The sequence below is a fragment of the Acidovorax sp. 93 genome (assembly GCF_003633835.1).
GTDB classification, from domain to species: Bacteria; Pseudomonadota; Gammaproteobacteria; order Burkholderiales; family Burkholderiaceae_C; genus Acidovorax; species Acidovorax facilis.
In genome coordinates this window covers 5,076,073-5,102,500 of the sequence record NZ_RBIT01000001.1, presented here as the reverse complement: position 1 = coordinate 5,102,500, position 26,428 = coordinate 5,076,073, and the positions used below count along the sequence as shown (strand labels likewise).

At 61.4% G+C, this 26,428-nt stretch carries 28 protein-coding genes (1 of these 28 cut by a window edge); 4 read left to right on the top strand and 24 right to left on the bottom strand.

Annotated features, from left to right (window positions below; genetic code table 11):
- Positions 1–1,523 carry the 3' portion of an ATP-binding cassette domain-containing protein gene (locus C8C93_RS23405; RefSeq protein WP_121508466.1) on the top strand. It extends 376 nt beyond the left edge of the window, so the window shows 1,523 of its 1,899 coding nt (coding positions 377–1,899); its start codon lies off the left edge, out of view; it ends in the stop codon at positions 1,521–1,523.
- Positions 1,524–1,600: 77 nt separating this feature from the next.
- Here the strand turns inward: C8C93_RS23405 and C8C93_RS23400 are convergent, their stop codons facing one another.
- From C8C93_RS23400 to C8C93_RS23370, 7 genes are all read right to left on the bottom strand, one after another.
- Positions 1,601–2,698, bottom strand: a complete 1,098-nt coding sequence (locus C8C93_RS23400; RefSeq protein WP_055398272.1) for a chemotaxis response regulator protein-glutamate methylesterase — start codon at positions 2,696–2,698, stop codon at positions 1,601–1,603.
- Positions 2,699–2,713: 15 nt separating this feature from the next.
- Positions 2,714–3,463, bottom strand: a complete 750-nt coding sequence (gene cheD, locus C8C93_RS23395) for a chemoreceptor glutamine deamidase CheD (RefSeq protein ID WP_199727066.1) — start codon at positions 3,461–3,463, stop codon at positions 2,714–2,716.
- A 27-nt stretch (positions 3,464–3,490) separates the two neighbouring features.
- Complete coding sequence (locus tag C8C93_RS23390) at positions 3,491–4,396, bottom strand: CheR family methyltransferase (protein WP_121508464.1); 906 nt, start codon at positions 4,394–4,396, stop codon at positions 3,491–3,493.
- Positions 4,397–4,497: 101 nt separating this feature from the next.
- Positions 4,498–4,986 (bottom strand): chemotaxis protein CheW, encoded by a 489-nt coding sequence (locus C8C93_RS23385; protein ID WP_010466005.1) that lies wholly within the window; start codon positions 4,984–4,986, stop codon positions 4,498–4,500.
- Between the two features lie 51 nt (positions 4,987–5,037).
- Complete coding sequence (locus C8C93_RS23380; protein ID WP_121508952.1) at positions 5,038–7,191, bottom strand: chemotaxis protein CheW; 2,154 nt, start codon at positions 7,189–7,191, stop codon at positions 5,038–5,040.
- Positions 7,192–7,231: 40 nt separating this feature from the next.
- On the bottom strand, positions 7,232–7,594 hold the full coding sequence (locus tag C8C93_RS23375; RefSeq protein WP_010466008.1) for a response regulator: 363 nt from the start codon (positions 7,592–7,594) through the stop codon (positions 7,232–7,234).
- Positions 7,595–7,643: 49 nt separating this feature from the next.
- On the bottom strand, positions 7,644–8,090 hold the full coding sequence (locus C8C93_RS23370; protein WP_010466010.1) for a hypothetical protein: 447 nt from the start codon (positions 8,088–8,090) through the stop codon (positions 7,644–7,646).
- A 182-nt stretch (positions 8,091–8,272) separates the two neighbouring features.
- Here C8C93_RS23370 and C8C93_RS23365 point away from each other — a divergent pair, with 182 nt between their 5' ends.
- Positions 8,273–9,385 (top strand): ATP-binding protein, encoded by a 1,113-nt coding sequence (locus C8C93_RS23365; protein ID WP_121508463.1) that lies wholly within the window; start codon positions 8,273–8,275, stop codon positions 9,383–9,385.
- The gene (locus C8C93_RS23360) at positions 9,382–10,011 is read left to right on the top strand and encodes a response regulator transcription factor (protein WP_121421275.1); all 630 of its coding nucleotides are present in this window, start codon (positions 9,382–9,384) and stop codon (positions 10,009–10,011) included. Before C8C93_RS23365 ends, C8C93_RS23360 begins: the two co-directional genes overlap by 4 nt.
- A 24-nt stretch (positions 10,012–10,035) precedes the next feature.
- Here the strand turns inward: C8C93_RS23360 and fliR are convergent, their stop codons facing one another.
- The 13 genes from fliR to fliF form a co-directional block, all read right to left on the bottom strand.
- Positions 10,036–10,806: a flagellar biosynthetic protein FliR gene (gene fliR, locus C8C93_RS23355; RefSeq protein ID WP_055398277.1), complete on the bottom strand. Its 771-nt coding sequence runs from the start codon at positions 10,804–10,806 to the stop codon at positions 10,036–10,038.
- 80 nt (positions 10,807–10,886) lie between these two features.
- Positions 10,887–11,156 carry a flagellar biosynthesis protein FliQ gene (gene fliQ, locus C8C93_RS23350; RefSeq protein ID WP_015015801.1) on the bottom strand — a complete coding sequence of 90 codons (270 nt, stop codon included), beginning with the start codon at positions 11,154–11,156 and terminating at the stop codon, positions 10,887–10,889.
- Positions 11,157–11,167: 11 nt separating this feature from the next.
- Positions 11,168–11,875 carry a flagellar type III secretion system pore protein FliP gene (gene fliP / locus C8C93_RS23345; protein WP_121422887.1) on the bottom strand — a complete coding sequence of 236 codons (708 nt, stop codon included), beginning with the start codon at positions 11,873–11,875 and terminating at the stop codon, positions 11,168–11,170.
- Positions 11,876–11,930: 55 nt separating this feature from the next.
- The gene (locus C8C93_RS23340; RefSeq protein ID WP_121508462.1) at positions 11,931–12,287 is read right to left on the bottom strand and encodes a flagellar biosynthetic protein FliO; all 357 of its coding nucleotides are present in this window, start codon (positions 12,285–12,287) and stop codon (positions 11,931–11,933) included.
- Positions 12,288–12,294: 7 nt separating this feature from the next.
- Positions 12,295–12,732: a flagellar motor switch protein FliN gene (gene fliN, locus C8C93_RS23335; protein WP_055398281.1), complete on the bottom strand. Its 438-nt coding sequence runs from the start codon at positions 12,730–12,732 to the stop codon at positions 12,295–12,297.
- Positions 12,722–13,726: a flagellar motor switch protein FliM gene (gene fliM, locus C8C93_RS23330; protein ID WP_010466026.1), complete on the bottom strand. Its 1,005-nt coding sequence runs from the start codon at positions 13,724–13,726 to the stop codon at positions 12,722–12,724. The genes fliN and fliM overlap by 11 nt, the downstream gene beginning before the upstream one ends.
- Before the next feature lie 18 nt (positions 13,727–13,744).
- A complete protein-coding gene (fliL, locus tag C8C93_RS23325) occupies positions 13,745–14,317 on the bottom strand; it encodes a flagellar basal body-associated protein FliL (RefSeq protein ID WP_121508461.1) in 573 nt (190 codons plus the stop codon).
- A gap of 369 nt (positions 14,318–14,686) precedes the next feature.
- The gene (locus tag C8C93_RS25495; protein ID WP_233559547.1) at positions 14,687–16,033 is read right to left on the bottom strand and encodes a flagellar hook-length control protein FliK; all 1,347 of its coding nucleotides are present in this window, start codon (positions 16,031–16,033) and stop codon (positions 14,687–14,689) included.
- A gap of 2 nt (positions 16,034–16,035) precedes the next feature.
- Positions 16,036–16,500 carry a flagellar export protein FliJ gene (fliJ, locus tag C8C93_RS23315; protein WP_055398283.1) on the bottom strand — a complete coding sequence of 155 codons (465 nt, stop codon included), beginning with the start codon at positions 16,498–16,500 and terminating at the stop codon, positions 16,036–16,038.
- Between the two features lie 19 nt (positions 16,501–16,519).
- Positions 16,520–17,914, bottom strand: coding sequence for a flagellar protein export ATPase FliI (gene fliI, locus C8C93_RS23310; protein ID WP_121508460.1), 1,395 nt, complete (start codon positions 17,912–17,914; stop codon positions 16,520–16,522).
- Positions 17,904–18,635: a flagellar assembly protein FliH gene (locus C8C93_RS23305; RefSeq protein ID WP_121508459.1), complete on the bottom strand. Its 732-nt coding sequence runs from the start codon at positions 18,633–18,635 to the stop codon at positions 17,904–17,906. Before C8C93_RS23305 ends, fliI begins: the two co-directional genes overlap by 11 nt.
- Positions 18,619–19,614, bottom strand: a complete 996-nt coding sequence (fliG, locus tag C8C93_RS23300) for a flagellar motor switch protein FliG (RefSeq protein ID WP_055398286.1) — start codon at positions 19,612–19,614, stop codon at positions 18,619–18,621. The genes C8C93_RS23305 and fliG overlap by 17 nt, the downstream gene beginning before the upstream one ends.
- 24 nt (positions 19,615–19,638) lie before the next feature.
- A complete protein-coding gene (gene fliF, locus C8C93_RS23295) occupies positions 19,639–21,333 on the bottom strand; it encodes a flagellar basal-body MS-ring/collar protein FliF (protein ID WP_121508458.1) in 1,695 nt (564 codons plus the stop codon).
- A gap of 172 nt (positions 21,334–21,505) precedes the next feature.
- Here fliF and fliE point away from each other — a divergent pair, with 172 nt between their 5' ends.
- Positions 21,506–21,817 carry a flagellar hook-basal body complex protein FliE gene (gene fliE, locus C8C93_RS23290; protein WP_055398288.1) on the top strand — a complete coding sequence of 104 codons (312 nt, stop codon included), beginning with the start codon at positions 21,506–21,508 and terminating at the stop codon, positions 21,815–21,817.
- Between the two features lie 439 nt (positions 21,818–22,256).
- On the opposite strand, the gene C8C93_RS23285 is transcribed toward fliE, so the two are convergent.
- The 4 genes from C8C93_RS23285 to C8C93_RS23270 all read right to left on the bottom strand — a co-directional run bounded on the left by C8C93_RS23285 (position 22,257) and on the right by C8C93_RS23270 (position 26,201).
- Entirely contained in the window at positions 22,257–22,556 is a 300-nt protein-coding gene (locus tag C8C93_RS23285) for a flagellar protein FliT (protein WP_010466046.1), read from the bottom strand.
- A gap of 2 nt (positions 22,557–22,558) precedes the next feature.
- Positions 22,559–23,014, bottom strand: coding sequence for a flagellar export chaperone FliS (gene fliS, locus C8C93_RS23280; RefSeq protein WP_055398289.1), 456 nt, complete (start codon positions 23,012–23,014; stop codon positions 22,559–22,561).
- Positions 23,015–23,079: 65 nt separating this feature from the next.
- Positions 23,080–24,513: a flagellar filament capping protein FliD gene (gene fliD / locus C8C93_RS23275; protein ID WP_121508457.1), complete on the bottom strand. Its 1,434-nt coding sequence runs from the start codon at positions 24,511–24,513 to the stop codon at positions 23,080–23,082.
- A 197-nt stretch (positions 24,514–24,710) separates the two neighbouring features.
- Positions 24,711–26,201, bottom strand: a complete 1,491-nt coding sequence (locus C8C93_RS23270; protein ID WP_121508456.1) for a flagellin — start codon at positions 26,199–26,201, stop codon at positions 24,711–24,713.
- Positions 26,202–26,428 lie beyond the last annotated feature (227 nt).

The window sequence follows — 26,428 nt, the reverse complement described above, 5'->3', positions numbered from 1 at the left end:
AGCAGCGGGTGGAGGAAACCCTGCAGCGGCTGCACCTTGATCCGCATGCGGTGGTCGGCACGCTGTCGGGCGGAACCAAAAAACGCGTGGCCTTGGCACAGGCCTTGGTGGCACGCCCAGACGTACTGTTGCTGGATGAGCCGACCAACCATCTGGATCTTGATTCGATTGAATGGCTGGAGGACCTTCTGCTCGACTTTCCCGGCAGCGTTGTCACCATCACCCATGATCGATCATTCCTGGACCGGGTCGCCACGCGCATTGTGGAACTCGACCGAGGCCAGCTCCGGTCTTACCCCGGAAACTTCGCGCAGTACCAGATACAGAAAGAAGAACAGCTGGCGCAGGAGGCTGTCATCTCGGCCAAAGCCGACAAGCTTTTGGCGCAGGAAGAGGTCTGGATACGTCGTGGCGTCGAAGCACGCCGTACGCGCAGCCAGAGCCGCATCAGCCGCCTGGAGCATTTGCGTGCGCGCCGCGAAGCACGTCGCGAGGTGGTCGGCAGCGTTCGCATGGATGTGGCAACCGGTGGTTCCAATGGCTACCAGGGCAAGATCGTCGCTGAACTGGCCGGGGTGGGCAAATCGTTCGGCGACAAGACCATTGTTCGCAACTTCACGGGGACCATCCTGCGCGGCGACAAGGTGGGACTGATTGGCCCCAATGGTGCAGGCAAGACCACGCTCCTCAAGATGATCCTTGGCGAGCTCGCGCCTGACGAGGGCACCATCCGCCAGGGAGCCAACCTGCAAGTTGCGTATTTCGACCAGATGCGCCACGCGGTCAATCTGGATGCCACGCTGGAAGACTTCATCAGCCCGGGCAGCGAATGGATCGAGATTGGCAACCAGCGCAAACACGTGAAAAGCTATCTGAGCGATTTCCTGTTCTCTCCGGCCCGCGCGCACTCTCCGGTTCGCTCGCTATCGGGTGGGGAACGTAACCGCTTGCTGTTGGCGCGGCTGTTCGCCCGTCCTGCCAACGTCCTGGTGCTGGATGAACCCACCAATGATCTGGACATCGACACGCTGGATCTCCTAGAAGAGCTGCTGGAGAACTATGAAGGTACGGTCTTCCTCGTCAGCCACGACCGAACCTTTCTCGACAACGTCGTCACCAGCACCATCGCATTTGAAGGCGATGGACTGTGGCGAGAGTACGAAGGCGGCGTGCAGGACTGGCTGCTGCAATCCAAGCGCAGCAGGGCTCTCAACGCTTCAGCACCCGCCACCAAAAAGGTTGATGCGGAAAGTTTGAGCCAAAATGCCGATCAGCGCTTATCCAACAAGCCCGAACAGCTATCAAAAAAGAAGCTTAGCTACAAGGAGCAGCGCGAACTGGATCAGCTCCCGGCGCAGATCGCCAGCCTGGAATCTGAACAGCAGGCGCTCCAAGAGGCGCTGGCAGATGGGACCCTCTACAGCACCGATCCGGCGCGGGCAGCAGTCATGACCGCGAGGGCGGGCGCGATCGAAGACGAGTTGATGGCCGCACTGGAGCGCTGGACAGCCCTGTCCGCATAGCGTTAGCCGGTCGGGGAACATAGCGCGGCCCGCAGGAAACCATCCAGCCTGCAGCGCTCAAGGGCCGCGTTATTCCATCAGATGCGGTGGTGCAGCCGATCCGTAGCGCCGCGCAGACGGGTGATCAGCGCAGGCGCGATCTGCCCCAGCGGCAGAACCTCATCAGCAGCGCCATGGGCAATGGCCTCACGCGGCATGCCAAAGACAATACAGGTCGCCTCATCCTGCACATAGTTGTAGCTGCCGGCGTCCTTCATTTCGCGCATCGCAGCCGCTCCATCATTACCCATTCCAGTGAGCATGATGCCGAAGGCGTTGCGTCCAACCACTGCGGCGGCAGATTTGAACAGCACTTCCACCGAGGGCTTGTGACGATTCACGGGCGGACCATCATCCACCACCGCCACATAGTTGGCACCACTACGTGCTACATGGAACTGGGTGCCACCCGGCGCGATGTAGGCATGGCCAGGCAAGATGCGCTCGCCATTGACCGCCTCTTTGACCGTAATCTGACACAAGCCATTCAAGCGGGCAGCAAAGCTGGTGGTGAACCCTGGAGGCATGTGCTGGGTAATGACAATCGCGGGCGAATCCGCCGGCATTTGCACCAGCACCTCCTTGATAGCCTCCGTCCCCCCTGTGGAAGCACCAATGCAGATCAGCTTTTCGGTGGACAGACGGCCCAGGAGCGCCGAGGCTGGGGGCGCGACAGCAGCCCCGGCGCCGCCCCCTGCTGGCGCAGCGTCACGCACGGGTGCACGGCGGACCTGGGCGACCGCAGCCACACGGATCTTGTCCACGATCTGCGCAGCGAGATCATTGAGGCCGCTGGCCAGCCCCACCCGGGGCTTGGCCACAAAATCGACGGCCCCCAGTTCGAGCGCCTTCATGGTCACCTCGGCGCCCCGCTCCGTCAGCGTGGAAATCATCACCACTGGCATCGGGCGCAAGCGCATCAGACGCCCCAGAAAATCGATGCCATCCATCCGTGGCATCTCAACATCCAGTGTGATGACATCAGGATTGAGCTCGCGGATCATCTCGCGTGCCACCAAGGGATCGTTGGCCGTGCCAATGCACTCCATGTCCCGCTGCCGGTTGATGATCTCGGACAGCAGACTACGGACCAGCGCCGAATCGTCCACCACGATCACCCGGATTTTCCTGCTCATTAACTCACGCCTTCCTCAAAACAGATCGACAGAACCGCCCGAGGTAGTCTTTGCCACAGTAGCTGCATTGCCACGCACTTCCTGGGCCACCAGGGTTTCGGGATGTGCGTGTGCCAATCGCTTGACCATGGCCTTCCCCGTGATGGGGAAAAAAACCACCTTGCGCGGATAAATATCCAATACATCCTCGGAGACGATGGGAATCCGCTCCGTGTGCAGGTAGTTCAAAACAAAATTGGTGTTGCGCTCACCGACGTTCATGGTCGTGAAGTTGTGCATGACCTGCGCCCCGCCAAATATCTTGGCCTGCATGGTCTCGCGCCGGGCGCCCAGCTTGAGCATCTGGTTGATCAGCAATTCCATCGCGTACGAACCATAGCGGCCCGACGCATCCGCCACGTCACCATCGGGCAGCATGAAATGGTTCATCCCTCCCACATGCGCGCGGCTGTCCCACAAGCAGGCGGCAATACACGACCCCAACACGGTCATGATGATCATGTTCTCGTCGCCGACGAAATACTCACCAGGAAGCACCTTCACAGCGTTGTGCTGGAAATGATGGTCCAGGTAGAAAAAGGATGCCTCCCCAGGCTTGCGGCTGCGCGCTTTGAGATCTTGCAGCGATGATTCCCTTGCAGGACCTGCCCCCGCAGAGTAGATGTCCGCACTCAACGGCGCAATGCGAGGGGCACGGCGCCGCTCGGACGCACCAGAAGAGGCGGCGGCCGGAGAAAGAGAGGATCCTGATGGAATATTGGTCATGGGCTAGGTGCGAGGCAACATGGCAGGTCAGCGACGCTCGTACACGGTCTTGCCACGCAGCGTAAACAGGTCTCTGGACTCGCTAAAGTTTTCGGCATGCCCCACAAACAGCATGCCCCCGGGTTTCAGGACCCGGTGAATCCTTTCCAGCACGCGTCGCTGCGTGGCGGCGTCAAAGTAGATCATCACATTGCGGCAAAAGACCACATCGAAGGGCTCTTTGAACGGCCAGTCGTCCCGGATGAGGTTCACGCTCATAAAGTCAATAGCGCGGCGCAACTCCGGCTTGGCCCGCACCATCCCCAGGTTGCCACCCTTTCCCCGCAGAAAAAACTTTTGCAGGCGCTCCGGGCTCAGCCCCTTGAGACTGTCAAGGCGGTACACCCCTTGCGCCGCCGTCGCCAGCACGCGGGAATCAATGTCACTGGCAGTCAGCTTGAAAGAAGCGTTGGCTCCCAGCGCCTCGAACGCGGTCATGACAATGGAATAAGGCTCTTCTCCGGTGGATGCCGCGTTGCACCAAACCTTCCAGCTGGCAGACGGCTTGCTCCGCAGGTGCGAAGCAAAAATCTCAAAGTGGTGCTGCTCGCGGAAGAACGCAGTGAGGTTGGTGGTCAGGGCATTGATGAACTCCTGCCACTCCGGCCCGTCGTGCGTCTCCAGCCATCCCAGATAGTCGTGAAAGCTGCTGTGGCCCGTGTCCCGCAAGCGGCGTGAAAGGCGGCTATACACCATGGCGTGCTTGCCATCGTGCAAGCTGATCCCGGCCCGTTGATAGATCAAGGCCTGCACCCGCGCAAAATCTGCATTGGTCCAGACGAATTCACGCCCTTGAGCCAGCGGCCCCGACGGCGCTGCAGCAGCGGCAAACGCTGGATCCGCCCTGCCAACGGGAGGCCGGGCTATTGAAGAGGCACTGGTGGGTTGGGCCATATTGATCGTCCGACGGGAAATCCTGTTCGCTCCTAGAGATCTGCAAGCCACACCTGAAATCTGGCAGGTGCCGGGTCCACCACGTTGGTGACGGAGGAGTCCTACTCGTTGGCAGTCACCAGCCCCATGTCTACGCCGGACATGAGTTTCTCGATGTCCAGCAAAATCAGCATCCGCTCCCCCACCGACCCCAGCCCCAGGATGCAGCTGTTGTCGATGGCGCTTTCGATATCAGGCGCCGAACGGATGCTCTCAGGTGTCAGCTCCATCACGTCGCTGACGGAGTCCACCACGATTCCGACCACCCGGTTGCGGAGGTTCAGAATGATGACCACCGTGAAGCTGTTGTAGTCGGCTTGCGCGCAGTTGAACTTGAGCCGCATGTCAACGATGGGCACGATGGTGCCGCGCAAATTGACGACACCCTTGATGAAGTTAGGGGCGTTCGCAATCCGTGTAGGTGGCTCATAGCCACGTATCTCCTGCACCTTCAGGATGTCGATACCGTACTCTTCCTGGTCGAGACGGAAAGTCAGATATTCACGGGTGCCCGTTGGCACCGCCTCTGCTGTTTTACCCATCACACTCATGGTGCTTCTCCTTTCGTGACAGCGCCGTGCCCCTGGAACGGCCGCTTGAATCTAGTGGCGCGCCCTGCGCACCAAGCCGCCTGTGTCCAGAATGAGTGCGACCGTGCCGTCACCCAAGATAGTGGCCCCCGATACGTTGGGAACCTTGCGGTAGTTCGACTCCAGGTTCTTGACCACCACCTGGTGTTGGCCCAGCAACTCATCAACCAACAGCGCCACACGGCTGCCATCCGCCTCAACCACCACCATGATGTTGCTGGATTTGTTGGGATCGAAACGCGGCACCTGGAAAATTTTCTCCAGCGCAATCACCGGCATGTATTCATCGCGCACTTTCACCAGTTGCGAACCTTGGGCCACAGTGCTCACATCGTCTGCATTGACCTGGAAGGACTCCACCACCGAAGACAGCGGAAGAATGTAGACCTCATCACTCACGCCCACGGACATGCCATCCATGATGGCCAGCGTCAGCGGCAGGCGCACAGAAACCTTCATCCCGTAGCCTTCAGCGGAATCTATTTCGACCGAACCATTGAGTGCAGCGATGTTGCGCTTGACCACATCCATTCCCACTCCACGCCCGGACACATCCGTCACCTCGTCAGCCGTGGAGAAGCCGGGCGCGAAGATCAATTGCCAGACCTCCGCGTCGCTCATCTGCTCGGACACTTCAATGCCACGCTCTTGGGCCTTGCTGAGAATCTTTTCGCGCGAGAGCCCACGGCCATCGTCGCGTACCTCAATCACGATCGAGCCGCCTTGGTGAGAGGCAGACAACGTGATGGTCCCATGCTCGGATTTGCCTTTGGCCAATCGGTCTGCGGGCATCTCAATACCGTGGTCGCAACTGTTGCGCACCAAGTGAGTCAGCGGATCGGTGATCTTTTCCACCAGCCCCTTGTCCAGTTCGGTGGCTTCGCCCAGCGTCACCAGTTCCACCTTCTTGCCCAGCTTGTTGGCAAGGTCCCGGAGCATGCGGGGGAAACGGCTGAAGACAATGGACATCGGAATCATGCGGATCGACATGACCGACTCCTGAAGATCGCGGGTATTGCGATCCAGGTCAGCCAGCCCTGCCAGCAACTGCTGGTACGCCCCAGCATCCAGGCCCCGGCTGTTTTGCGCCAGCATCGCCTGGGTGATCACCAGTTCGCCCACCAGATTGATGAGCTGGTCGACCTTTTTCACATCGACCCGAATGGTCGTGGACTCCATCTGCGCCTGCATGGCAACCTTCGGCTCGCTGGCCTTGGGGGCTGCAGCAACCTTCACAGCTTGGGTTGGGGCCTGCGCTGCGTGAGGTGCATCCGCACGTGGGGCGCCAGGCGCTTCGCTGAAGAAACCGTAGGCCTCACCCCCAGCGGCGCCAGCAGCAAGGACCGTTTCTTCATCCTCGTCGGCGGCAGCGCCGGACGCTGGCGCCGCAGCTTCACGGATCAGCACCTGTTCCTTGGCCACATGAAAGGCAAACAGGTCGAGCAGATCGTCATTGGTGGAGGTGGTCTCCACCGCGAAACTCCGCGTATTGGCCTGTGGACTTTCTATGTCACGGATCGCCCCGAGGCCCGGGATATCCCGAAAAAGCTCCTTGATGGCATCCGCCTGCTCCAGTCGATCCAAGGGCCCAATCTGAATCTCCAGGGTCCGCGCCTGTCCGGCTACCGACGGTGTCACTACCTTCGGTGCTGGCGCTGGTGCTGCAGCCTGTGGAGCTGGAGTTGGAGCAGGTGCGGCTGGCGGCGGGGGCGGAGCGACAGCAGGGGCATCCCCGGGGACCAGCCCTGCAGCAAGTTCACTAATGCGACGCACCAGTGAGGTGGTGGAAACAGCTTCGCCCTGCCCACCTGCTTGGTGGCGGGCCAGCAGGCTCCGTGAGGCGTCGGCAGATTCGAGGAGCACATCCACCATCTGCGGAATCGGCTGGAGCTCGTGGCGGCGCAAGCGGTCCAGGAGAGACTCCATCTGGTGGGTCAACTCCGCAACATCCGAGAATCCAAAAGTGGCTGAACCACCCTTGATGGAATGGGCGCACCGGAAGATGCCATTGAGTTCTTCGTCATTGGCGCTACTCAAATCCAGATCCAGAAGCATCTGCTCCATCTGGTCCAGGTTTTCGCCCGCTTCCTCGAAAAAGATCTGATAAAACTGGCTCAGGTCGAAGTCAGCACCTGCACCCGATCCTTCTTGGTAAGTTTCCGCCATCATGGGCTCCTGTGTACTTGGTGATCCCGGACAACCCGACTCAGCGGATCACTTTCTGGATAACTTCAATCAGGCGATTGGGATCGAAGGGCTTGACCAACCAGCCGGTCGCGCCAGCAGTACGTCCCGCCTGCTTCATCTGATCACTGGACTCGGTGGTGAGGATCAGAATGGGAATGGTCTTGAACTTAGGGTTCTCACGCAGTTTCCGAGTGAGCCCGATCCCGTCAAGCCGGGGCATGTTCTGGTCAGCGAGCACAAGATCAATATTGTGGCTCTCGGCCTTTTCCAGGGCATCCTGCCCATCCACCGCCTCCACGACGTGATAGCCGGCACCCGTCAGAGTGAACGACACCATTTTCCGCATGGACGGTGAATCATCTACGGCAAGGATCGATTGCATGTAAGGCTCCAACTGACTTAAATATATAGGTTAACCAGTGATGTAAAGATCAGAACAGGTCCACCGAACCGGCATCCATCTCGCTCTGCGTGACAGGGTTAGGCCGGTCGGGCGCCATCTCCGCAAAGGGCGCCGCTTCTTCGCCATCTTCATTGCCCATGGCTTCGGAAGCCAAACGAAACGCGCATCCTTGAAGCACCTTGGTCGTGTGCCATATCAGCTGGGACGCCATATCCTGGAACTGCAACTCAGTCACTGCACTGCGCAGCGCAGCGCGGGCAGCTACCAGCTCCGGGGAATCTGCAACGGCAGCATCCGTCAGCACCGCGTTTGCCTCCCCAAAGCGTTCCAGCAGGTTATCGGTAGCATGGTTGAGCAGTCCTTCCAGGCGATGCAGGTCATGCATAACGACCAGCAACGAATCCTGCAGTTCTGCCGCCACCATGACGGGAACCTGGACAGCAGGTCCTCCAGACGTTGTTAGCGTAGATTGCATCGTTTCTCCATCGCGGCACGCAGCAGCAAAGCACGCAAAAACACAGAACTACGACACCCGCACAGTGGCCCCAAGCCCGTGTGCACCGTGGTGTCAGCGCCCATTGGACGCTGACGCTGAAACCATCCCAATCGGACAAACACCCTTGTTTGTTCCAATTTGTATCCTATGATAGCGCTCCTATGGTCACCATAGCATCAGACCAGACCCTCAACATCCTGCATCTTGAAGATTCACTGGCAGATCATGAGTTGACCGCATTGACCCTGCGGCGCTCCGGTCTCCACTGCCACCTCCATCGGGTGGATTCGCTCTCCGAATTCCAGCGGCTCACAGATATCCAGCCGTTCGACATCATCTTGGCAGATTACCGGCTGCCCGGCTTCACGGCATTGGACGCGTGGGCACATGTGGTGCAAAAGCCGCAACACCCCCCCTTTATCCTTCTGTCGGGAGCCATCGGCGAGGCAGCAGCTGTAGATGCGATCCGCCTGGGCATTGCCGATTACCTGCTTAAAGACGACCTTCAGCGGCTGCCGCATGTCATTGCACGCGCCCTGGAGGTTCATGAAGCCCGTCAGGCGCGCGAACTGGCTGTCTCGCAACTGGAAGCCTCGGAGCGCCGACTGGCTGACCTGACGGAACATCTGCAAACCTCGATCGAGCAGGAACGTGCGTCCATTGCCCGCGAGATCCATGACGATATCGGCGGCGCACTGACCGCCGTCAGGTTCGATGTGGCATGGATCGGACGCCATTGCACCAATACGGAGATGCAAGAGCATGCAGCCTCAGCGGCAGAGATGCTGCAGCATGCCATTGGAGCAAGCCAACGCATCATGATGAACCTGCGCCCCCCGATTCTTGAACAGGGACTGGTGGCAGCGGTGCAATGGCTTGCCGCCGGATTTGAGCGTCGCTCGGGCATTCCCGCCCGGGTTATCAGCAGCAGCGAATCTATCCGGGCCACCGCAGATATTCAGCTGGTTGCCTATCGCACAGCGCAGGAGGCGCTGACCAACATCTCCAAACACGCACATCCCCGCACAGTGCACATTGATCTCTCCGACAAAGAGGATGTCCTGACATTGGAAGTGACTGACGATGGGCAAGGCATTGACCCCTGCATGCTCGAAAAACCAAAAGCCTTTGGGCTCAAAGGCCTGCATGAGCGTGCCCGGACCGTGGGGGGATGGCTGGACATCAGCAGTCGGCCCGGCCAGGGCACGTCGGTGATCCTGTCCATACCGCTAACATCGCACGCAACACCACCAGCTCCAGGAGATGCGCAGTGATTCATGTGGTCCTGTGCGATGACCACGCCGTCTTGCGGCGTGGAATACGCGACACGCTGGCCGACGCGCCCGACATCCAGGTAACTGGCGAGGCCGGAGGATATTCCGAGTTGCGCGAGGTCTTGCGCTCCGCCGCCTGCGACGTATTGCTGCTGGACTTGAATATGCCGGGCCGCAGCGGCTTGGAGGTGCTCACCAGCTTGCGCGAAACCCATTCCGCCATCAAGGTGCTGGTGGTCTCGATGTATCCAGAAGATCAGTACGCCCTGCGCTGCCTGAAAGCTGGCGCGCAAGGATATGCCAACAAGGCAGGGGACCCGGTCGAGCTGATTGCTGCCGTGCGGACCGTCATGCAGGGACGCAAGTACCTCACGGCAGAAGTGGCGCAGATGCTCGCGGACAGCCTGGCACAGCCTACGCCGGAAGCGCCACACACGGCCTTGTCGGAGCGGGAGCTGCAAACGCTGGTCAAAATCGCGTCCGGACGCAGGCTGTCGGACATTGCAGAAGAGCTGATGCTGAGTCCAAAGACAGTGAGTGTCTACCGTTCACGGGTGCTGGAAAAGCTCAAGCTGTCCAACAATGCGGAGCTTACCGTCTACGCCATCCGAAACCAGCTGGTCTGAACCTGCCCCCAGCGCCACCTATGACTACCGCTGAGCAGCAAACAGATCGACTGCCTGCTGCATGAGCGCGAGCACGGGTTGCTCCAGTAGCGGCAGTGTGGCCACAATACCCAGCATGCCTACAGTCAACGTCACGGGGAAGCCGACCGCATAGATATTCATTTGCGGTGCCACGCGGGAAATGATGCCCAGCGTCAAATTGACAAACAGCAACAGCGCAATCATCGGCAGGGCAATCCAGAGCGCGCTGGCGAACAGCGACGAGCCCAGTTCATAAAGGCGCATCTGCCCGAGCGCCTGCAAAAAGTTTCCATCGACAGGAAAGCGGTCAAAGCTTTTCACCACGGCCATCAGGATCAGCAAGTGACCATTGATGACCACAAAAAGCAGCATGGCCATATGCCCAAAAAACCGCGCAACGGCGCTGATCTGCGCATTGGACGACGGGTCAAAGAACGACGCGAAATTCAAGCCCATCTGCAAACCGATGATTTCACCCGCCAGTTCCACGGCCGCAAACACCAGCCTGACAGAGAAACCGATCGCAAGGCCCACGGCCACCTGCTGAGCAACAGCACCAAACGCCTCACGACCATTGACGCTGATGACCGGCTGATCACCCAGCACACCCTGCGCGCACAGTGCCACCAGAAACGCCAGTCCAATTTTGACGCGCATGGGAACTGTGCGCATGGAGAACACCGGCGCGACCGAAAACACGGCCAGCACGCGCAAAAAGGGCCACAGAATGGGCGAAAGCCAAGCCATCAGCTGAGCCTCGGTGAAAGTGATCACACGATCCTCAACGGGCTTTGAAGCGGGCGTCTGGAGGACCCGGCTTCAGGAAAAAACCCATAGCTCGCCCTCTCACCGGGCTAGCCAATCATCGAAGGAATCGATTCGATGGTCCGGCGGATAAAGTCCACCAGGGTGCTGAGCATCCAGGGGCCTGCAATGGCAAAAACCACCATCGCAGCAATCAGCTTGGGAACAAACGCAAGCGTCGCTTCGTGGATCTGGGTTACGGCCTGAAAAATGCTCACGAGCAATCCCACCGCCATGACGACCCCGAGCACGGGCATCGAAATCATCAGAAGCAATGTCAGCGCGTCACGCCCGATGGTCAGCACCATTTGTGAAGTCATTGGCAGCTCCTTCAGGGTACAAAACTGGCAGCCAGCGAGCCGATCAGCAGGTTCCAGCCGTCCGCAAGCACAAACAGCATGAGCTTGAACGGCAGTGCCACCAGCACCGGAGACAACATCATCATGCCCAAAGACATGAGGATGCTCGACACCACCATGTCGATCACCAGAAACGGAATGAAGATCATGAACCCGATCTGAAACGCCGATTTCAGCTCACTGGTGACAAATGCAGGCACAAGCACCCTGAGGGGTGCAGTTTCTGCGGTCACACTGGAATCCAGTCGCGCCAAGCGGGAAAACAGGGCAAAGTCAGACTGCCGGGTCTGCTTGAGCATGAAACTGCGCATCGGCGCTTCGGCCTTTTCCAGAGCCTGTTCAAAACTGATGGTGTTATTGGTGTAAGGCACATAGGCATCCTGGTACACACGGTCCAGGGTAGGCCCCATGACAAAAAAAGTGAGAAACAGCGACAGCCCGATGATGACCTGGTTGGGCGGCGCGGACTGGGTGCCCAGCGCCTGGCGCAACAGCGACAAAACAATCACGATCCGGGTAAAGCCGGTCATCATGAGCAGCACCGCTGGCAAGAAGGAGAGCGCCGTGAAGAACAACAGTGTCTGAATAGGCACCGAGTAGCTGTTGCCAGACGGACCGCTCCCCACCACCAGCGGCAGGGACCCGGCAGACGCCTGCGCGAAGGCCAGGTCATGCCCCATGAACCCCACAGAAGCGACCGCTCCCAGCAGCGCCACGCGACGGGTGAACGATACATCAGCCATTGGCGGTGCTTCCTGGGGCGTTCACGGCGGACGCGACTGCCTGCGCGAAAGAAGGCTCCGCTCTGGGTGCCGAATGGGGGGCAGCTGACAGACCAGCAGGAAACACATGCAGACAGCTCACTTGCTGAGCGGTAACGCCCAGCACCAGCCAGGTTCGCGCATGCTCGGGCCCGACTTCCACCGTCACCACGCGCTGATGGGGGCCGACAGCCACTGCGGACAGTACCCGGGACGCGGCTCCCACACCAGCGCTGCCTGCAGCCTGCCGCTGCTGCAACCGGCGGACAAGCCAGGGCAGTAGAGCCATGGCCCCCACAAAAAGGACGACCACGACCAGCGTCTGGGTCATGCTGCCACTATCCACGACTGACCCGCCGCAAACGCTCGGAAGGCGTCACCACGTCCGTGAGGCGAATACCAAACTTGTCATTCACAACCACCACCTCGCCCTGGGCAATGAGATAGCCATTGACCAGAACGTCCATCGGCTCACCCGCGAGTGCATCGAGCTCCACGACCGAGCCTTGCGCGAGCTGAAGGATGTACTTGATGGGTACCTTGGTGCGCCCAAGCTCCACCGATAACTGGACGGGTATGTCCAGCACCATATTGATGTCGTTGACCGTGCCATCGCCACCACCGGAGAAAGGGCGTACAGGCTCACCAGACAACGGGCCACCCTGCTCCCCGTCGCCAGGCTTGTCGTCGGTGCGCTTTTGTTCTTCAAGCGCCTCGGCCCAACCCGCAAACGGGTCGTCCGCGCCAGCATCCTTGTTATCTTCTTCAGTTGACATCTTTTTCTCCCAGCCAGCTCATGTCGGCATTGCGCAGGCATTCTTCGATACGAATGGCGTACTTGGAATTGTGCGTTCCGTACTGGCACTCAAAAATGGGGACCCCACCAATCGATGCGCGAATGCGGGGTTCTCGGTCCAGCTCGATGAAATCGCCAGGCTTCATGGCCAGCAACTGCTCCACGGTGGCGTCGGCGCGTGCCAATTCGGCCACCAGGGTCACTTCGGCTGCCTGGATTTCCCGGGTGAGCACGCGGACCCAGCGGCGATCCACTTCAATGGAGTCGCCCTGGGTGGACGAATACAACACGTCACGGATCGGCTCCAGCGTCGCGTAGGGCATGCAGATGTGGATGGCGCCCGAAAGGTCCCCGATTTCCAGCTGAAACGCCGTGGATACGACGATTTCGCTGGGGGTGGCAATGTTGGCAAACTGCGGCTGCATCTCAGACCGCTGGTACTCCAGCTCCAGCGGGTAAATGCCCTGCCAAGCCTTTTTGTATTCAGCACAGATCACGTCCACCAGGCGGTTGATGACCCGTTGCTCCGTGGGCGAAAAATCCCGACCTTCAATCCGTGTCTGGAACTTGCCCACGCCGCCGTACAGTGTGTCGATGATGCCGAAAACCAGCGAGGGCTCGCACACGATCAGTCCGCTGCCGCGCAGCGGACGGATGGCCACAATGTTGAAGTTCGTGGGTACTGCCAGTTCACGCAGAAAGGCGCTGTAACGCTGCACGGATACTGTGCCCACCGAGATTTCAGGACTGCGGCGGATGAAATTGAAGAGCCCGATGCGGAAGTTGCGTGCAAACCGCTCGTTGACGATTTCCATCGTCGGCATACGCCCGCGGACGATGCGCTCCTGGCTGGAAATATCGTAGTTGCGCACGGAGCCCGCCTCCGCAACCTCCTCGACCGACTTCTGGCTCTCACCAGTAACCCCTTCGAGAAGGGCATCAACTTCTTCCTGGGAAAGAAATGAATCACTCATGACTGGTCCTCGCCCGGGTCATTGGATGATGAAGCTGGAAAAAAGCACACGGTGCACCGGGTTGCGCTCTGTGCGCCGACGCGAAGGCCGGTCCTCCGCATCCTCTTCCTTGTCGGCCGCCGCAGCGCGTGCACGCTCCGTCGGAACCGTGTAACCCAGGGGGCGGGAGACTTCCCGCAGGATGTCTGCAGCCAGCTTTTCCTTGCCTTCCCGCTGCAGCAGTTCAGTGGAAGTCCGCTGGGAAACCAGCATCAGGATGCCACTGCGTATGGAGGGCAAATACAGCTTCACCTGCTCTGCTGTCTTGGCATCTTCCAACTCCAGGGTGATACCAATCTGGGCAAACCGGTCACCGCCAGGGTCTGCCAGGTTCACCACCATGTTCTCCATGGGCAGGAACGTGGGGGCCACCTTGGGGGCCTCCTTGCGGACTGGTGCAGCCCCATCTTCTTCGTCGACATGGGAGCGGCTGGAAATGAACCAAGCCGCCGCGCCGCCACCAATCACCAGCACCGCCACCACAACGCCGATGATGATGATGAGCATCTTCTTGCTTTTGGCCGGGGCCGCTGCGGGAGTATTGGCTGACACGTTGCGGATTCCTTGCGGTGGGAGACGGGCCGGGCCCGCGCAATCCATGGGCGAGCAAAACCGGATGGCCCATTATTGGGCGGGGCTGCAACCAATAATAGCCAGAATAAAAGCCCAAAACCATGGCATTCACTGCGCTATGGACTCTGCACGCAAGCACCGGAACGGCGTTCGGTCGCGCTGCAGCAGCAAGACCTGATGGAATGCAGGAGTAGCCACCGCTGCAAAGCAACCTATCAGAAGTGCTCTGGGGTAGGGAGTAACACGGTACTCGCGTACCGCCAGCAGCGTAAAGACGCCGCGCGAGCGAGTTCCTGACCGGGGGGGCGACGCGGGCGGCAGGCGGGTAGCCCCGTCTGCCCGCCGGGCTCACACAAAGACGTCTACTGCGCGATCCGGGGCGCCACCGCGCAGCAGTGAAGCCGTGCCAGTGGGCGCTGCAGCGACCACCTTCGCCTGGCGAGCGCCATCGCGCTGGCCCTGCCGCTCAGCCCCACCCGCATCGTCACGCTGCCCCGCCGAGGTGCCAACCGACATACCCGACAGCACGAGGCCCTCACTGCGCAACAGCTCACTCAATTGCGCCATGCTGCGGTCCAGCAGCTCACGGGTCTGCGGCTGGTCGCTGCGGAACGTCACGTGGGCCTCATTGCCCGACAGTGACACCGACACCTCTACCGGCTGCCCGTCGCGGTTGAGCGTCAGTTCCGCATTCTGTGTTTTCTGGTTGACCCAATAAGCCACCTGCTCGGCGACCTGCTCCTCAACACCTGCCTGTGCGGGGTCGGCAAACACCGTGGCCCCATCCAGGGAGCCCGGCTCCACCGGCGCAGAACCGCTGCCGCTATCCAACCAAGCCCCGGCGCTGGAACGCCCCTCGCCAGAGCGGCCTCCAGCGTCCGCACCTCGCGCGGACGCTACCGGGGACAGCAACCCCTCTGCAACGGAGGCGACCACAGCGCCACCCGCCGGGTCCACCATGCCCCCAGGACTGCGATCCGATGCGCCAGCAACTGGCATCCCCACCATTCGCTCGCTGGCCATCTGCACCGCAGCCAGGGCCACGCCTTGATGGCCCGGCAACTGCTGCGCAGCGCCTCCTCCGAGGGAGCGACCTGTAGACATTTCCACTGCATCTGCCTTCTGGGCCAAGGCACTTTGCATGCGGGAGAACATCCGACCCTGCGCCATCCCGCCGACCGGCGGGAGCCCTTCCTGCAAGTCTGCCGAAGTGTCGAGCCTGGCTGTTTCAGCCACGATGCCTTGCGAAAGACCGTCCGTTCCAGGAAGGATTCCCGCCAGGGACGCCAGCCCCCCTTGGGCGCTACCCCCCTGCGCTTCCAGCCCCAATACCGCTCCGGTCTGCGCTCCGGCACTCAAAATGCTGCCGCCCTGCCCGCGCTCTGCCGCAGCAGCATCAACCCGCACATTGGCGCCGGGCACCAGCAAACCCTGCCAGGCAGCCATGGCGGAGGCCTCCATGGCCGCTTTTGCAGCGTCCGTCAAAGCCACATCGGAAGGAGCGGCTCCGGAGGCCGCCAGATCCAGCGGAGCGCCATCGCCTCCGCCCATCGCCCCATCGCCCAAAGCTGCCAGCAGCGCCAGAAAGCCGCCAGAGCTCGGTTCGTTCGCGTCCGGAGTCTGCGCTGTGGAGCGGTGCCGAGCGGCATGGGCGGACTGGGTGCCCTGGGGAGAAGAAATTTTGGTGGGTTCCATGGTCAATACTCCCGGCCCTCAGAGCCCTGAATCGCACTGCGGTACTGCAACGCAGCCCGCTCATCGGTTTGTTTCTGATCTCTTCGCATTTCGGCCAACTCCAGGTCGTGGCGCCGCTTTTCCATGACCTTGCGCAGGCTTGCCAGACGCAATTCCGCCTCCAGCAAGGCGCGCCTGGCGGCCTCCACCCGATGGGCGTGGTCTCCCACCACACCATTCTGGACACCCGCCGCATGGCCCAGGCGGTCCATGAACTGGTAGTGGTGGTACATCACCTCGGGCTTCATCGTGGTGTCGGCCTTCATGCCCCAACGCGCCTGGGTCTCCCGGGCGTAATCTTCCAGCTGGTCGAGCTGGGCACGCGCCGCCTGCTGCGCAGCCAACATGTCCTGCAGCGCCTGGCGCGCGTCGTCCCGCTTGCGTGAGGCAACTTCCACAGCGACGGCGAGCGAGTTCAGGCTGGACATGGCTGACTACCCAAGGTGTTCAATGGTCCAACACCGCTGCCATGCCCGCCACGCTCTGGTCCATCGAGGCGGCCTCGAACATGTCCTGCTGCAAGAAGGCGGCCATCTGCGGCTGCAGGCGAATGGCTTCGTCCAGGGCAGGATCGGAGCCGCTCATGTACGCCCCGACCTGCACCAGATCCCGGCTCTTCTGGTAGCGCGAATACACTGCCCGAAAGCGTCGCGCCAGATCAAAATGCCCGCGCGACACCACGTTGTGCATCACGCGGGATGCAGACTGCTCGATGTCGATGGCGGGGAAATGCCCCGTCTCGGCCAAAGCCCGCGACAGCACGATGTGCCCGTCCAGAATCGCACGCGCCGCGTCAGCGATCGGGTCTTGCTGGTCATCGCCCTCAGACAGCACCGTGTAGAAAGCCGTGATCGAGCCAACCCCGTGCAGCCCATTGCCACTGCGCTCCACCAGTTGCGGTAGCTTGGCAAAGCAGGAGGGCGGATAGCCCTTGGTGGCGGGAGGCTCACCGATGGCCAGCGCAATTTCGCGCTGCGCCATGGCATAGCGGGTGAGCGAATCCATGAGCAGCAGCACATGCTTGCCCTTGTCCCGAAAGTGCTCGGCAACCGCCGTGGCATATGCAGCCCCCTGCATGCGCAAGAGCGGCGGCGCATCAGCAGGCGCCGCCACCACCACCGATCGCGCACGGCCGTCCTCACCCAAAATGTCTTCCACGAATTCCTTGACCTCGCGCCCCCGCTCGCCAATAAGCCCCACCACGATCACATCTGCCTGTGTGTAGCGGGCCATCATGCCCAGCAAGACGCTTTTGCCCACCCCTGAACCGGCAAACAAACCCAGGCGCTGCCCACGCCCCACGGTAAGCAGGGCATTGATGGCGCGCACGCCCGTGTCCAGCGATTCGCGCACAGGGTCCCGGTCCATGGCATTGATCTGGCGGCGCCCCATGGGCTCAGACACCACGTCCTGCACGGGCCCGCCATGGTCCAGCGGCAGTCCCTGCGCATCCACCACCCGGCCCAGCAGGCCTTCGCCCATCGGCAAGCGCAGTACACCCGCACGCTGGATGGCCCGCGCGGGCTCGCCGAGACGGGGGATGGGGATGTAGGGCGCAGCGGGCACCACACTGGCACCACTGGAGAGTCCGTGGATATCTCCCGCAGGCATCAGAAAAGCGCGGTCCGCAGAAAAACCCACCACTTCTGCCAGCACGGGGGCATGCCCCGGCATCTGGACCATGCACTGCGAGCCCACGGGCACGCGGATGCCCACAGCCTCCAGCACCAGGCCCGTTAGCCGGGTCAGCGTGCCGCGCGTCTCCAGCGGCGCGCCTTCAGCGACGCGCGCACGCGCGTCGTCCATCAGGCGTGTCCAGGCAGAAGGAGATTCAACGGCCATCACTGCCCTCTTCTTCCTCTTGCCATGGCGACTGGAGCCCCAGTGCGGCAATGGCCCGCTGCCAGCGTTTGTCAAGGCTGCCGTCCACCGCCGTACCGGCTGATTCCACCAGGCAGCCGCCCGGCGGCACCGCAGCATCCGCCATCCACTGCACACCGGGGGCATCGATTTCTTCGCGCAGAGGCTGGGCCATCGCCTCCATATCTGCAGGGTTCAGGCGGACCATGGCAGGTCGCCCCTCGGTCACCAGCATGCCTACCGCCTCCCTCACCACGGGCTGCAAGGCGTTGGGGTTGACGGACAGTTCCTGGCGCACCACCTGGCGCGCAATGTCACAGGCCAGCTCCAGCAGTTGCTGGGCCATCTGCTGCTGCATGTCGATCAGGCTTGCATCGAGGGTCTGCACCACGCTCTGCAGCCGCTGCGCCGTTTCATGCCCTTGCTGGGCAATGTATTCGTCCATGCGCCGCTGCCATTCCAGCGCCGTTTGGGCCTGCCCCTGGGCAAAGCCCTCAGCGTAGGCGTCATCACATGCCTGCTGAATCAGTGCCTGCTGCGCAGCCTCATCAATTTCGGCCGGAATCTCCGCCACAGGCTCGGGCTCCGCTGGTTCAACCAGGTCGGAGCCGTCCACCGCACCAAACTTCCACTGCGTGAAATCGCCCACTTCCTCGCTGGGAATGAAGCGCGAATAAGAGCGCTGGCTAGACGAAGGCATCATCACCGCCGGATCCAATCACGATTTGACCCTCGTCGGACAAGCGACGCACGGTCTTCAGGATTTCCTTCTGCTGAGCCTCGACCTCGGACAACCGCATCGGGCCGCGCGATTCGAGGTCTTCGCGCAATGCCTCGGAGGCACGCGAGGACATGTTCGACAGGAACTTCTCGCGCAGCTCGGGCACTGCTCCCTTGAGTGCCACGATGAGCGTTTCGGACGCCACTTCCTTGAGCACAGTCTGGATCGCCTTGTCGTCGAGCTTGAGCACATCTTCGAACACGAACATCTTGTCCATAATCTTCTGGGCCAGATCGGGGTCGTAACCCCGGATGGATTCGAGCACCACGGCATCCATGTTGCCACCCAGCAGATTGATGATCTCGGCCGCAGCCTTGACACCACCCAGAGAGCTTTTGCGGATCTTGTCGCCACCCGCCAGCACCTTGAACAGCACCTCGTTCAGGTCCTTGAGCGCCGTCGGCTGAATACCTTCCAGCGTGGCCACGCGCAGCAAAATTTCACTGCGCTGACGGTCAGTGAGGTGCATCAGGATGCCCGACGCCTGGTCGCTGTCCAGGTGCACCAGGATGGCTGCGACGATCTGGGGATGTTCGTTGCGCAGCAGTTCAGCCACCGACAGTGGGTCCATCCACTTGAGGCTCTCGATGCCCGACACGTCGCCGCCCTGCAGGATGCGGTCGATGAGCAGGCCCGCCTTGTCGTCGCCCAGCGCGCGGCGCAGCACGGCGCGCACGTAATTACCGGTGTCGGACACCAGCAGGCTCTGCGCAGCAGCGGCGCCGGAGAACTTGTTGATGACCTCGTCCACTTTCTCGCGCGATACCGAGCGCATGCGCGCAATGGTTTCGCCGAGTTTCTGCACTTCCTTGGGCGAGAAGTGTTTGAACACTTCGGCAGCCTCTTCCTCGCCGAGGGACATCAGCATGATCGCGGCGTCGTTGAGTCCTTGGTCGTCCATGGTCGTCGTCCGTGGTGTCGGTGATTAGACCGGCTCGCCGTTCAGCCAGGTCTTCAGGATATTGGCCACAGCCACCGGGTTCTCCTTGGCCAGCACGCGCGCCTCTTCCAGACGCAATTGCTCCGGCGTGGCAGGAAGCACCTCGTTTTTCTTGGCCGGCGCAGGCAGCGCCGGGCGTTCGGGCGTTTCGGACTCCACGGCATCCAGCTGACCACCGGCCACCGGGATGGCACGGGGCTTGGCCGCCGCGCCAGTACCCTTGAGGGCCGGACGCACCAGGCCCATCAGCACCAGGGCCGCAAACAGCACCGCACCCACCGGCCAGGCAAACGACTTGGCCAGATCGATCACTTCAGGCTGCTTCCACAGCGGAATGTCGCTGGTTGGCGTTGCGGTCACCTGGAACGGGGTGTTCATGAGGTTGACGGAGTCGCCGCGATCCCGGTTGAAGCCAATGGTCTCGCGCACCAGCGCCGTCATCTGCTCCAGTTGCTCGGGTGTGAGCGCCTTCGACACGGTCTTGCCCTTGTCTTCCGTGGACTGGTAGTTGACCACCACCGCTGCGCTCACCCGCTTGAGGGCACCACTGCCGCCGCGCGTGACGCGCACCGTCTTGTCAACCTCGTAATTGGTGATGGATTCGCGCTTGCTGCCCACTGCTTGGGCGCCCTGAGCCTGCTGGCCGGCGGCGGTGGGCGGCGGGTTGGCGCCATTGATGGGCGCGGCAGACGGTGCAGGGGGCTGATTGGTCGTGGCGCCCGGCACGCCAGTGGGCGGCAGATTGCCTTGAGGGCCTGTGCTTTCCACCACCTGCTGGCTGCGGATGGCGCTGGCATCGGTGGCCAGGTTGGGCCGGTGCTGCTCGGAGGTGGATTCGGTCTGGGTGAAATCCACCTCGGCCGTCACCTGCGCCTTGACGTTGTCTCGGCCCACAACGGGCTCCAGGATGTCCAGGATGCGGCGGGTGTACTGCTGTTCGATCTGCTGCACATACAGCAGTTGCTGCGCATCCACACCGTTTCCAGCAGCGGTATCGGGCGACTGGGACAGCAGCTTGCCTGTATCGTCCAGCACGCTCACGGCGGACGGAGACAGCTCCGGCACGCTGGAAGCCACCAGGTGCACGATGCCCGCCAGCTGCGCCCGGTCCAGAATACGGCCCGGGTGCAGGCTCACCAGCACCGACGCCGAAGGCTTTTGCTGCTCCCGGAAAAATCCGTTCTGGTTGGGAAGCGCCAGATGCACCCGCGCACCCTGCACCGACGACAGCGCCTGGATGGAGCGCGTGAGTTCGCCCTCCAGGCCCCGCTGAAAGTTCAGGCGCTCCTGGAACTGGGTCATCCCAAATTTGCTGGATTCCATCAGTTCGAAACCCGCCACCGAACCCTTGGGCAGGCCCTGGGTGGCCAGGCGCAGGCGCACATCGTGCACGCGGTCTGCAGGGATCAGGATGGCACCACCGCCATCGGCGTGCTTGTAAGGCACATTCATCTGCGACAACTGGGCCACGATGGCACCGCCATCTTTGTCGTTCAGATTGGCAAACAGCACGCGGTAGTCAGGCTGGCGCCCCAGCACGATGGCCGCAATGGCCACCGCCACCAGCAGCGCCGCGCCCACACCCAGCCGCATGCGCTGCGCCCTGTCCAGGGCAGACAGCCGCTGCAGCCAGTTCGGGCTGGCAGGGGGGGTGAGAGGAATTTCAGCAACTGCAGACATCTTGCTTTCCAGTAGGGTGGCCCGGCAAGGACCAAAGCGTGGGGTCGATTATTCGGTCACGCCTCCAAAATGTTCGCTGGATAAGCCGCGCGTTTGGCCATCAATTCAGAGCGATGGGTCCCGGCGCGATGGCTAGGATACGCAGCATACCGCCATTCCCACGGATACAGCCATGGACCTTCGCATCTCAAGCTCTACCGCCCCGCTCACGGGCGCTGGCGTGGCGCGCCGTGCTGCAGCGCCGCAAAACGACGCAAATGACGTGGGTTTCTCGGGGGCGCTCAAAGGCGCACTGCAGTCGGTCAGCGCCGCACAAAACCGCTCTTCGAACCTGCAAACCGAGGTGCAGATGGAAAACCCCTCTGTCAGCCTCGAAGAAACCATGGTGGCGATCCAGAAGGCCCAGATCGGCTTTCAAGCCACGCTGCATGTGCGCAATCGGATGGTGCAAGCCTATACCGACATCATGAACATGCAGGTATAGCAGCGGCACGCCCCCGAGCGGCTGCGCCGCTTCCCCTCGCTCTCACAGCGCTGCGCGCTGTGGGCAAGGGAACGATGCCCTCGCTGCGGGGCGGACCTTGCTGGGCATCCCTCGCGTGGGGCGGACCTTGCTGGGCATCCCTCGCGTGGGGCGCGCCGGTATCGAGCGGTAGGGGCCTTCTTTCACTCCTATTTTTGTAGCATTTGCGCTTTGTAGGCAAGCGCTATGGGCACTTTTTATCCCCAAAGACACGCCACGCTCTTGGTACCAGGGGCTGAGCGATGCATCGCTGGCCGCGGCGAGCTGGATGCCAAGCGCCAGGAACCGTCCGCTCTCAATTTAATAGCTCCCTGCGCTTGATAGATAAGCGGCATAGCCCTATTCGCCCATGAAAAAGCCGACCTCGTGGGGTCGGCTTTTTTGCGGCTCAGCGCACGCCTCAGTGCATCATCTGCGGCTGGCCTTCGAACAGGTGTTCAAACTGCGCCAGCCAGGGCTCAGCGAGGCAGCGAATCTGGGCATCGTTGCGCAGAATGCGCTGCATGATGCGGGTCTTCTCACGTTTGTGCTCAGGCAGCAGTTCGTGCTCTTGCGATTTGAAGCGCAGTTGCTCGATCAGCACGGCGCAGGCGCCTTCGTAGCGCACCACCCCATCCCAGTCCTTGAGCTTGGCGGCCTCCAGCATCTTGGCGCTGCTGTCTTCAATCGCCTTGTAATAGTCAATCAGCATGTGTGACATGGTTATGCCTCCACCAGCACAGGCTGGCCAGTGGCGGCGGGCGCATCGGACGAAGCCGCGGTGCCGGTTTTCTTGATTTCATTCCAGCCTTGGGCCACGGGTTCGATCAGGCGCATGACTTCTTGCATGATGGCGTCGTCGTTGCGGGCGTTGGCCAGGATCAGGCGGCGCATGCAGTAGTCGTACAGCGCACCCAGGTTTTCGGCCAGTTCGCCCCCATCGACTTTGTCGAGCGAGGTGCTCAGGCCCTCCTCCAGAATGCGCACGGCCTTGGAGATGGCATTGACTTTGGCCAGCACATCACCACGCGCCAGGGCGCCACGTGCCGTGGCGATGGCATTGAGGACACCTTCATACAGCAGGCTGACCAGCTGGTGCTGGTCCATCGTGTGCATGCTGGTTTCCACATTGATACGCTGGTAAGCGTTGGCTGCACGGGGGCTGTAGGCGCTGAACATGCTGACAATCCTTCCGAGGTATTACTTAAGTTATCGGCATGTGCCAGAAAAACTGAAGCCCCTGATTAACCAGTCGATTTGTTCCAGGCAGTGACCTGCTGTGAGATATACGCGTTCAGGCCATTGAGGCTGCTCAGCTGGGTATCGAGTGCGTTATACCGCTGTGTGATGCGCTTTTCAAATGCCTCAACCTTCTCATTCACCCGCGTCTGGTCCTGGCTGTTGCGCTTGAGGCTCAGCTGCAAGGTGGCATCCTTGGATTTGAAGAAACCATCGTTGGAGAGCAGGTTGGTGGTCAGCGCCTTCAGCTGGACGGCAATGCCATCTGCAGCGCCGCCGCCGGTATTGCGGAACAGGTTTTTCACGTCGTCGGGGTTCTCGGACAGCGCCTTGGTGAGCTTGGAGGAATCAACCACCAGGTCTCCGCCCAGCTGCTGGGTAATGCCAATGTCCGCCAACCGCTGGAAAGCACCGCCCCCTGTAGTGACCGACTGGATGGCATTGCGCAGGGAGTTTTGCAGCGCCACCGCCGTCGAGTCGCCTTGCAGCAACCCTGCCGACTTGGTAGCGGCGTCGTATTTGGTGGCGTCCTGCAGCAACTGGTTGATGGCGTTGTAGGCCTTCACGAATCCATCAATGTTGGACTGGATCGCGGAGTTGTCCTTGCTCACGGTGATATCAATGGGAGCCGTCGTCACTTGCTCGGCCTTGAAGGTCACGCCCGAAATCGTGGAGGCAAACGTATTGGTGGCCGAAGACACCGCGATCCCGTTGACCGTGGCCTTGGCATTGGCGGCCGCCTGCGTGACCGTGGCACCGTTGACGAGGCGGGACAAGCCTGTGGCGTCGGTGTTGCCCGCACTCTGAGGGTCGGTGTCGCCGTCCTCCATCACACTCAGGCGAAACCCGAACTCCTCGCCGGTGCTCTTGCTGCGCAGCAGCAAGCGCTCGCCCGACGCATCACTGAGTACAGACGCCGTTACCCCTGCATTGGCCCCATTGATCTTGCTGGCCACGTCCGACAGCTTGTCGCTCGCACTGATAGTGATGTCTACGGGCTGACCGCTGCCAGGTGTGAACGACGCGGGCGCAACACTCCACTTGCCCAATTCGAGGCGCAGCGTACCGGATCCGAGCGCTCCGCCCACGGGCAGCAAAGCAGCCGATGCGGTGGCCTGCGCCTTAGCAAGGCTCTGGACCTCGACACTGAACGTGGTGGGCAGCGTGCCCCCTACGGCGGTGGCGGAAACAAATTTGGAGTCGGACGACGTGGTAGCCACGCCATTCCAACCAGTCACGCTGGTGAGCTTGCCCGCTGCATCCTGCAGCGTGGACACCAGCGACTTGATCTGTCCAAAGGCAGAAATCTTGGTATTGACCGTGGCCGCTTGCAATTTCAGCGTGTCCAGGGGCCTCTTTTCCAGGGTGACCAACTGGGAAATGATGCTCTTGACATCAAGTCCGTTCGTGCCGACGCCTGGGGATGAAATGGTTGCCATACAAACCTCCTGAACTGGTCCAACGGAAATTATGGCGCCGAACGGCGATCAAGAACGTCCGTAAACACGCCAGGAAACCCGTCTTATCCAGCGGTCCTGGCACCCGCCTTCCAAAAAGCCAAAGGGCGGCGACAGAAATCTGCCGCCGCCTGGGGTCCACCAGGGCGCTGCAACGCCCTGGCTGCCATGCCCGCCGCTTAACGCAGCAGGGCCAACACACCTTGGGGCAGCTGGTTGGCCTGGGCCACCATTGCCGTACCGGCCTGTTGCAGGATCTGGGCACGCGACAGGTTGGCCGTTTCTGCGGCGAAGTCGGCATCCAGAATACGCGAACGCGAGGAAGAAAGGTTTTCCGACGTCACTTGCAGGTTGCTGATCGATGTTTCAAAGCGCGATTGCAGAGCACCGAGCTTGGCACGCTCACCGTTGATGAAGGCCAGTGCAGAGTCCACCGTCTTCAGGGCATTGGTCGCGTTGCTGAACGTGGTCACATCCAGGTTGGCCACGGTTTGCAGGGCAGAGCCACCGTTGTCCAGCTGGTTGCTGGCCGAGGTCACAGCGAAGGACTTTTCCGAGTCCAGCGTGATGTAGCCGCCGGTGCTCACGCGCTCCGCCGTCGTGTCGGCGCCCAAAGTGCGGGCAGTACCGTTGCTAGCGCCTGCTGCGTCGTAGCCGGTCACTGTCACAGTGGCGACGTTGGCATTGGAGGTGTCGCCCACCACGATGTCATTGCCAGTTGCGTTGGTCAGGATGATCTGGCTACCGTCCGAGCTCAGCGAAGCGTTGATCCCGGTCTTGGCGGCCTGATCGTTGATCGCGGACACAGCGGCCGACAGACGGTCCGTGCCAGTGGCCGAAGTCAGCGTGAACGACACGGTACGGGCGGCACCCACGTTGTCGCCTTCCAGCGTCAACGAGTAGGAACCGGCCGATGCCATGCCGCCCAGGCGCACTTCACTGCGTGCCGTGGCAGTCACACCGGTGTCTGCCTTGAGGGCATTGATCTGGTCGGCCGTGGCCTTGGCGGTGGCGCTGGAGGTCACCGACAGAGTGCCTGTGCCCAGGTAGCCGCTGATGGCCACGGAACCGGCGGTCACGCCGTTGGCATTGGCCGTCGTACCACTGACGGGAGCCTGTGCGCCAATGCCCGAGCCGTTGGAAGCCACGTTCTGGTTGTTGCCATAGACGCTGGTGCGCAGGTTGCCTGTTGCCGCCACGATGGTCTGGTTGGCGTTGGCGCCCACTTGGAACTGTTGCGTGCCGAACGAACCGTCCAGCAGCTTGGCGCCGTTGAATTCGGTGGTTTGCGAGATGCGGTCCAGTTCGGCGACCAGCTGGCCGACTTCCGACTGCAGGGCTTGGCGGTCGCCGGCGCTGTTGGAAGCGTTGGCCGACTGCACAGCCAGTTCACGCACACGTTGCAGGATGTCGCCGGAAGCCTTCAGTGCGCCTTCAGCCGTTTGCGCCAGGGAGATACCGTCGTTCGCATTGCGAACCGCCTGGTTCAGGCCGCGGATCTGGCTGGTGAAGCGCTCCGAAATCGCCAAGCCGGCGGCATCGTCCTTGGCGCTGTTGATGCGCAGGCCCGACGACAAGCGTTGGATGGAGGTGTTGAGGGAAGTCTGGCTCGTACCCAAGTTACGTTGGGCGGTGAGCGAGGCGATGTTCGTATTGATGGTGGAAGCCATTGCAAATCTCCTGAAAGAACTGACTGAATATGGCGTTGCCGCCGACCGGGGTCGCCAGCAACACGCTGGCCTCCTGGGGTTCGCCAGTGCTCTCGGGCCATCTGGTGAACGGCGGGCCGCTTACGGACCGTTGCAATTGTTTTCGGGTTGCCGCCGGAAAACTTGAGGGGCAAACGCACAAGTTGTACGACTTTTTTGCCGCTTATCCCCCAAACGCCCAAAAGCAG

Bases quoted from the DNA above. Each gene is read 5' to 3' on its own strand.
- fliQ (WP_015015801.1), bottom strand. From the start codon at position 11,156: ATGACTTCACAAATGGTGCTGACCATCGGGCGTGACGCGCTGACATTG.
- fliF (WP_121508458.1), bottom strand. From the start codon at position 21,333: ATGTCTGCAGTTGCTGAAATTCCTCTCACCCCCCCTGCCAGCCCGAAC.
- C8C93_RS23380 (WP_121508952.1), bottom strand. From the start codon at position 7,191: ATGGCGGAAACTTACCAAGAAGGATCGGGTGCAGGTGCTGACTTCGAC.
- fliG (WP_055398286.1), bottom strand. From the start codon at position 19,614: ATGGACGACCAAGGACTCAACGACGCCGCGATCATGCTGATGTCCCTC.
- C8C93_RS23375 (WP_010466008.1), bottom strand. From the start codon at position 7,594: ATGCAATCGATCCTTGCCGTAGATGATTCACCGTCCATGCGGAAAATG.
- fliM (WP_010466026.1), bottom strand. From the start codon at position 13,726: ATGAGTGATTCATTTCTTTCCCAGGAAGAAGTTGATGCCCTTCTCGAA.
- C8C93_RS25495 (WP_233559547.1), bottom strand. From the start codon at position 16,033: ATGGAACCCACCAAAATTTCTTCTCCCCAGGGCACCCAGTCCGCCCAT.
- fliP (WP_121422887.1), bottom strand. From the start codon at position 11,875: ATGGGGCATGACCTGGCCTTCGCGCAGGCGTCTGCCGGGTCCCTGCCG.
- C8C93_RS23340 (WP_121508462.1), bottom strand. From the start codon at position 12,287: ATGACCCAGACGCTGGTCGTGGTCGTCCTTTTTGTGGGGGCCATGGCT.
- fliD (WP_121508457.1), bottom strand. From the start codon at position 24,513: ATGGCAACCATTTCATCCCCAGGCGTCGGCACGAACGGACTTGATGTC.
- fliN (WP_055398281.1), bottom strand. From the start codon at position 12,732: ATGTCAACTGAAGAAGATAACAAGGATGCTGGCGCGGACGACCCGTTT.
- C8C93_RS23370 (WP_010466010.1), bottom strand. From the start codon at position 8,090: ATGCAATCTACGCTAACAACGTCTGGAGGACCTGCTGTCCAGGTTCCC.
- C8C93_RS23305 (WP_121508459.1), bottom strand. From the start codon at position 18,635: ATGATGCCTTCGTCTAGCCAGCGCTCTTATTCGCGCTTCATTCCCAGC.
- C8C93_RS23400 (WP_055398272.1), bottom strand. From the start codon at position 2,698: ATGAGCAGGAAAATCCGGGTGATCGTGGTGGACGATTCGGCGCTGGTC.
- C8C93_RS23270 (WP_121508456.1), bottom strand. From the start codon at position 26,201: ATGGCTTCCACCATCAATACGAACATCGCCTCGCTCACCGCCCAACGT.
- C8C93_RS23285 (WP_010466046.1), bottom strand. From the start codon at position 22,556: ATGTCACACATGCTGATTGACTATTACAAGGCGATTGAAGACAGCAGC.
- C8C93_RS23390 (WP_121508464.1), bottom strand. From the start codon at position 4,396: ATGGCCCAACCCACCAGTGCCTCTTCAATAGCCCGGCCTCCCGTTGGC.
- cheD (WP_199727066.1), bottom strand. From the start codon at position 3,463: ATGACCAATATTCCATCAGGATCCTCTCTTTCTCCGGCCGCCGCCTCT.
- fliI (WP_121508460.1), bottom strand. From the start codon at position 17,914: ATGGCCGTTGAATCTCCTTCTGCCTGGACACGCCTGATGGACGACGCG.
- C8C93_RS23385 (WP_010466005.1), bottom strand. From the start codon at position 4,986: ATGAGTGTGATGGGTAAAACAGCAGAGGCGGTGCCAACGGGCACCCGT.
- fliE (WP_055398288.1), top strand. From the start codon at position 21,506: ATGGACCTTCGCATCTCAAGCTCTACCGCCCCGCTCACGGGCGCTGGC.
- fliS (WP_055398289.1), bottom strand. From the start codon at position 23,014: ATGTTCAGCGCCTACAGCCCCCGTGCAGCCAACGCTTACCAGCGTATC.
- C8C93_RS23365 (WP_121508463.1), top strand. From the start codon at position 8,273: ATGGTCACCATAGCATCAGACCAGACCCTCAACATCCTGCATCTTGAA.
- fliJ (WP_055398283.1), bottom strand. From the start codon at position 16,500: ATGTCCAGCCTGAACTCGCTCGCCGTCGCTGTGGAAGTTGCCTCACGC.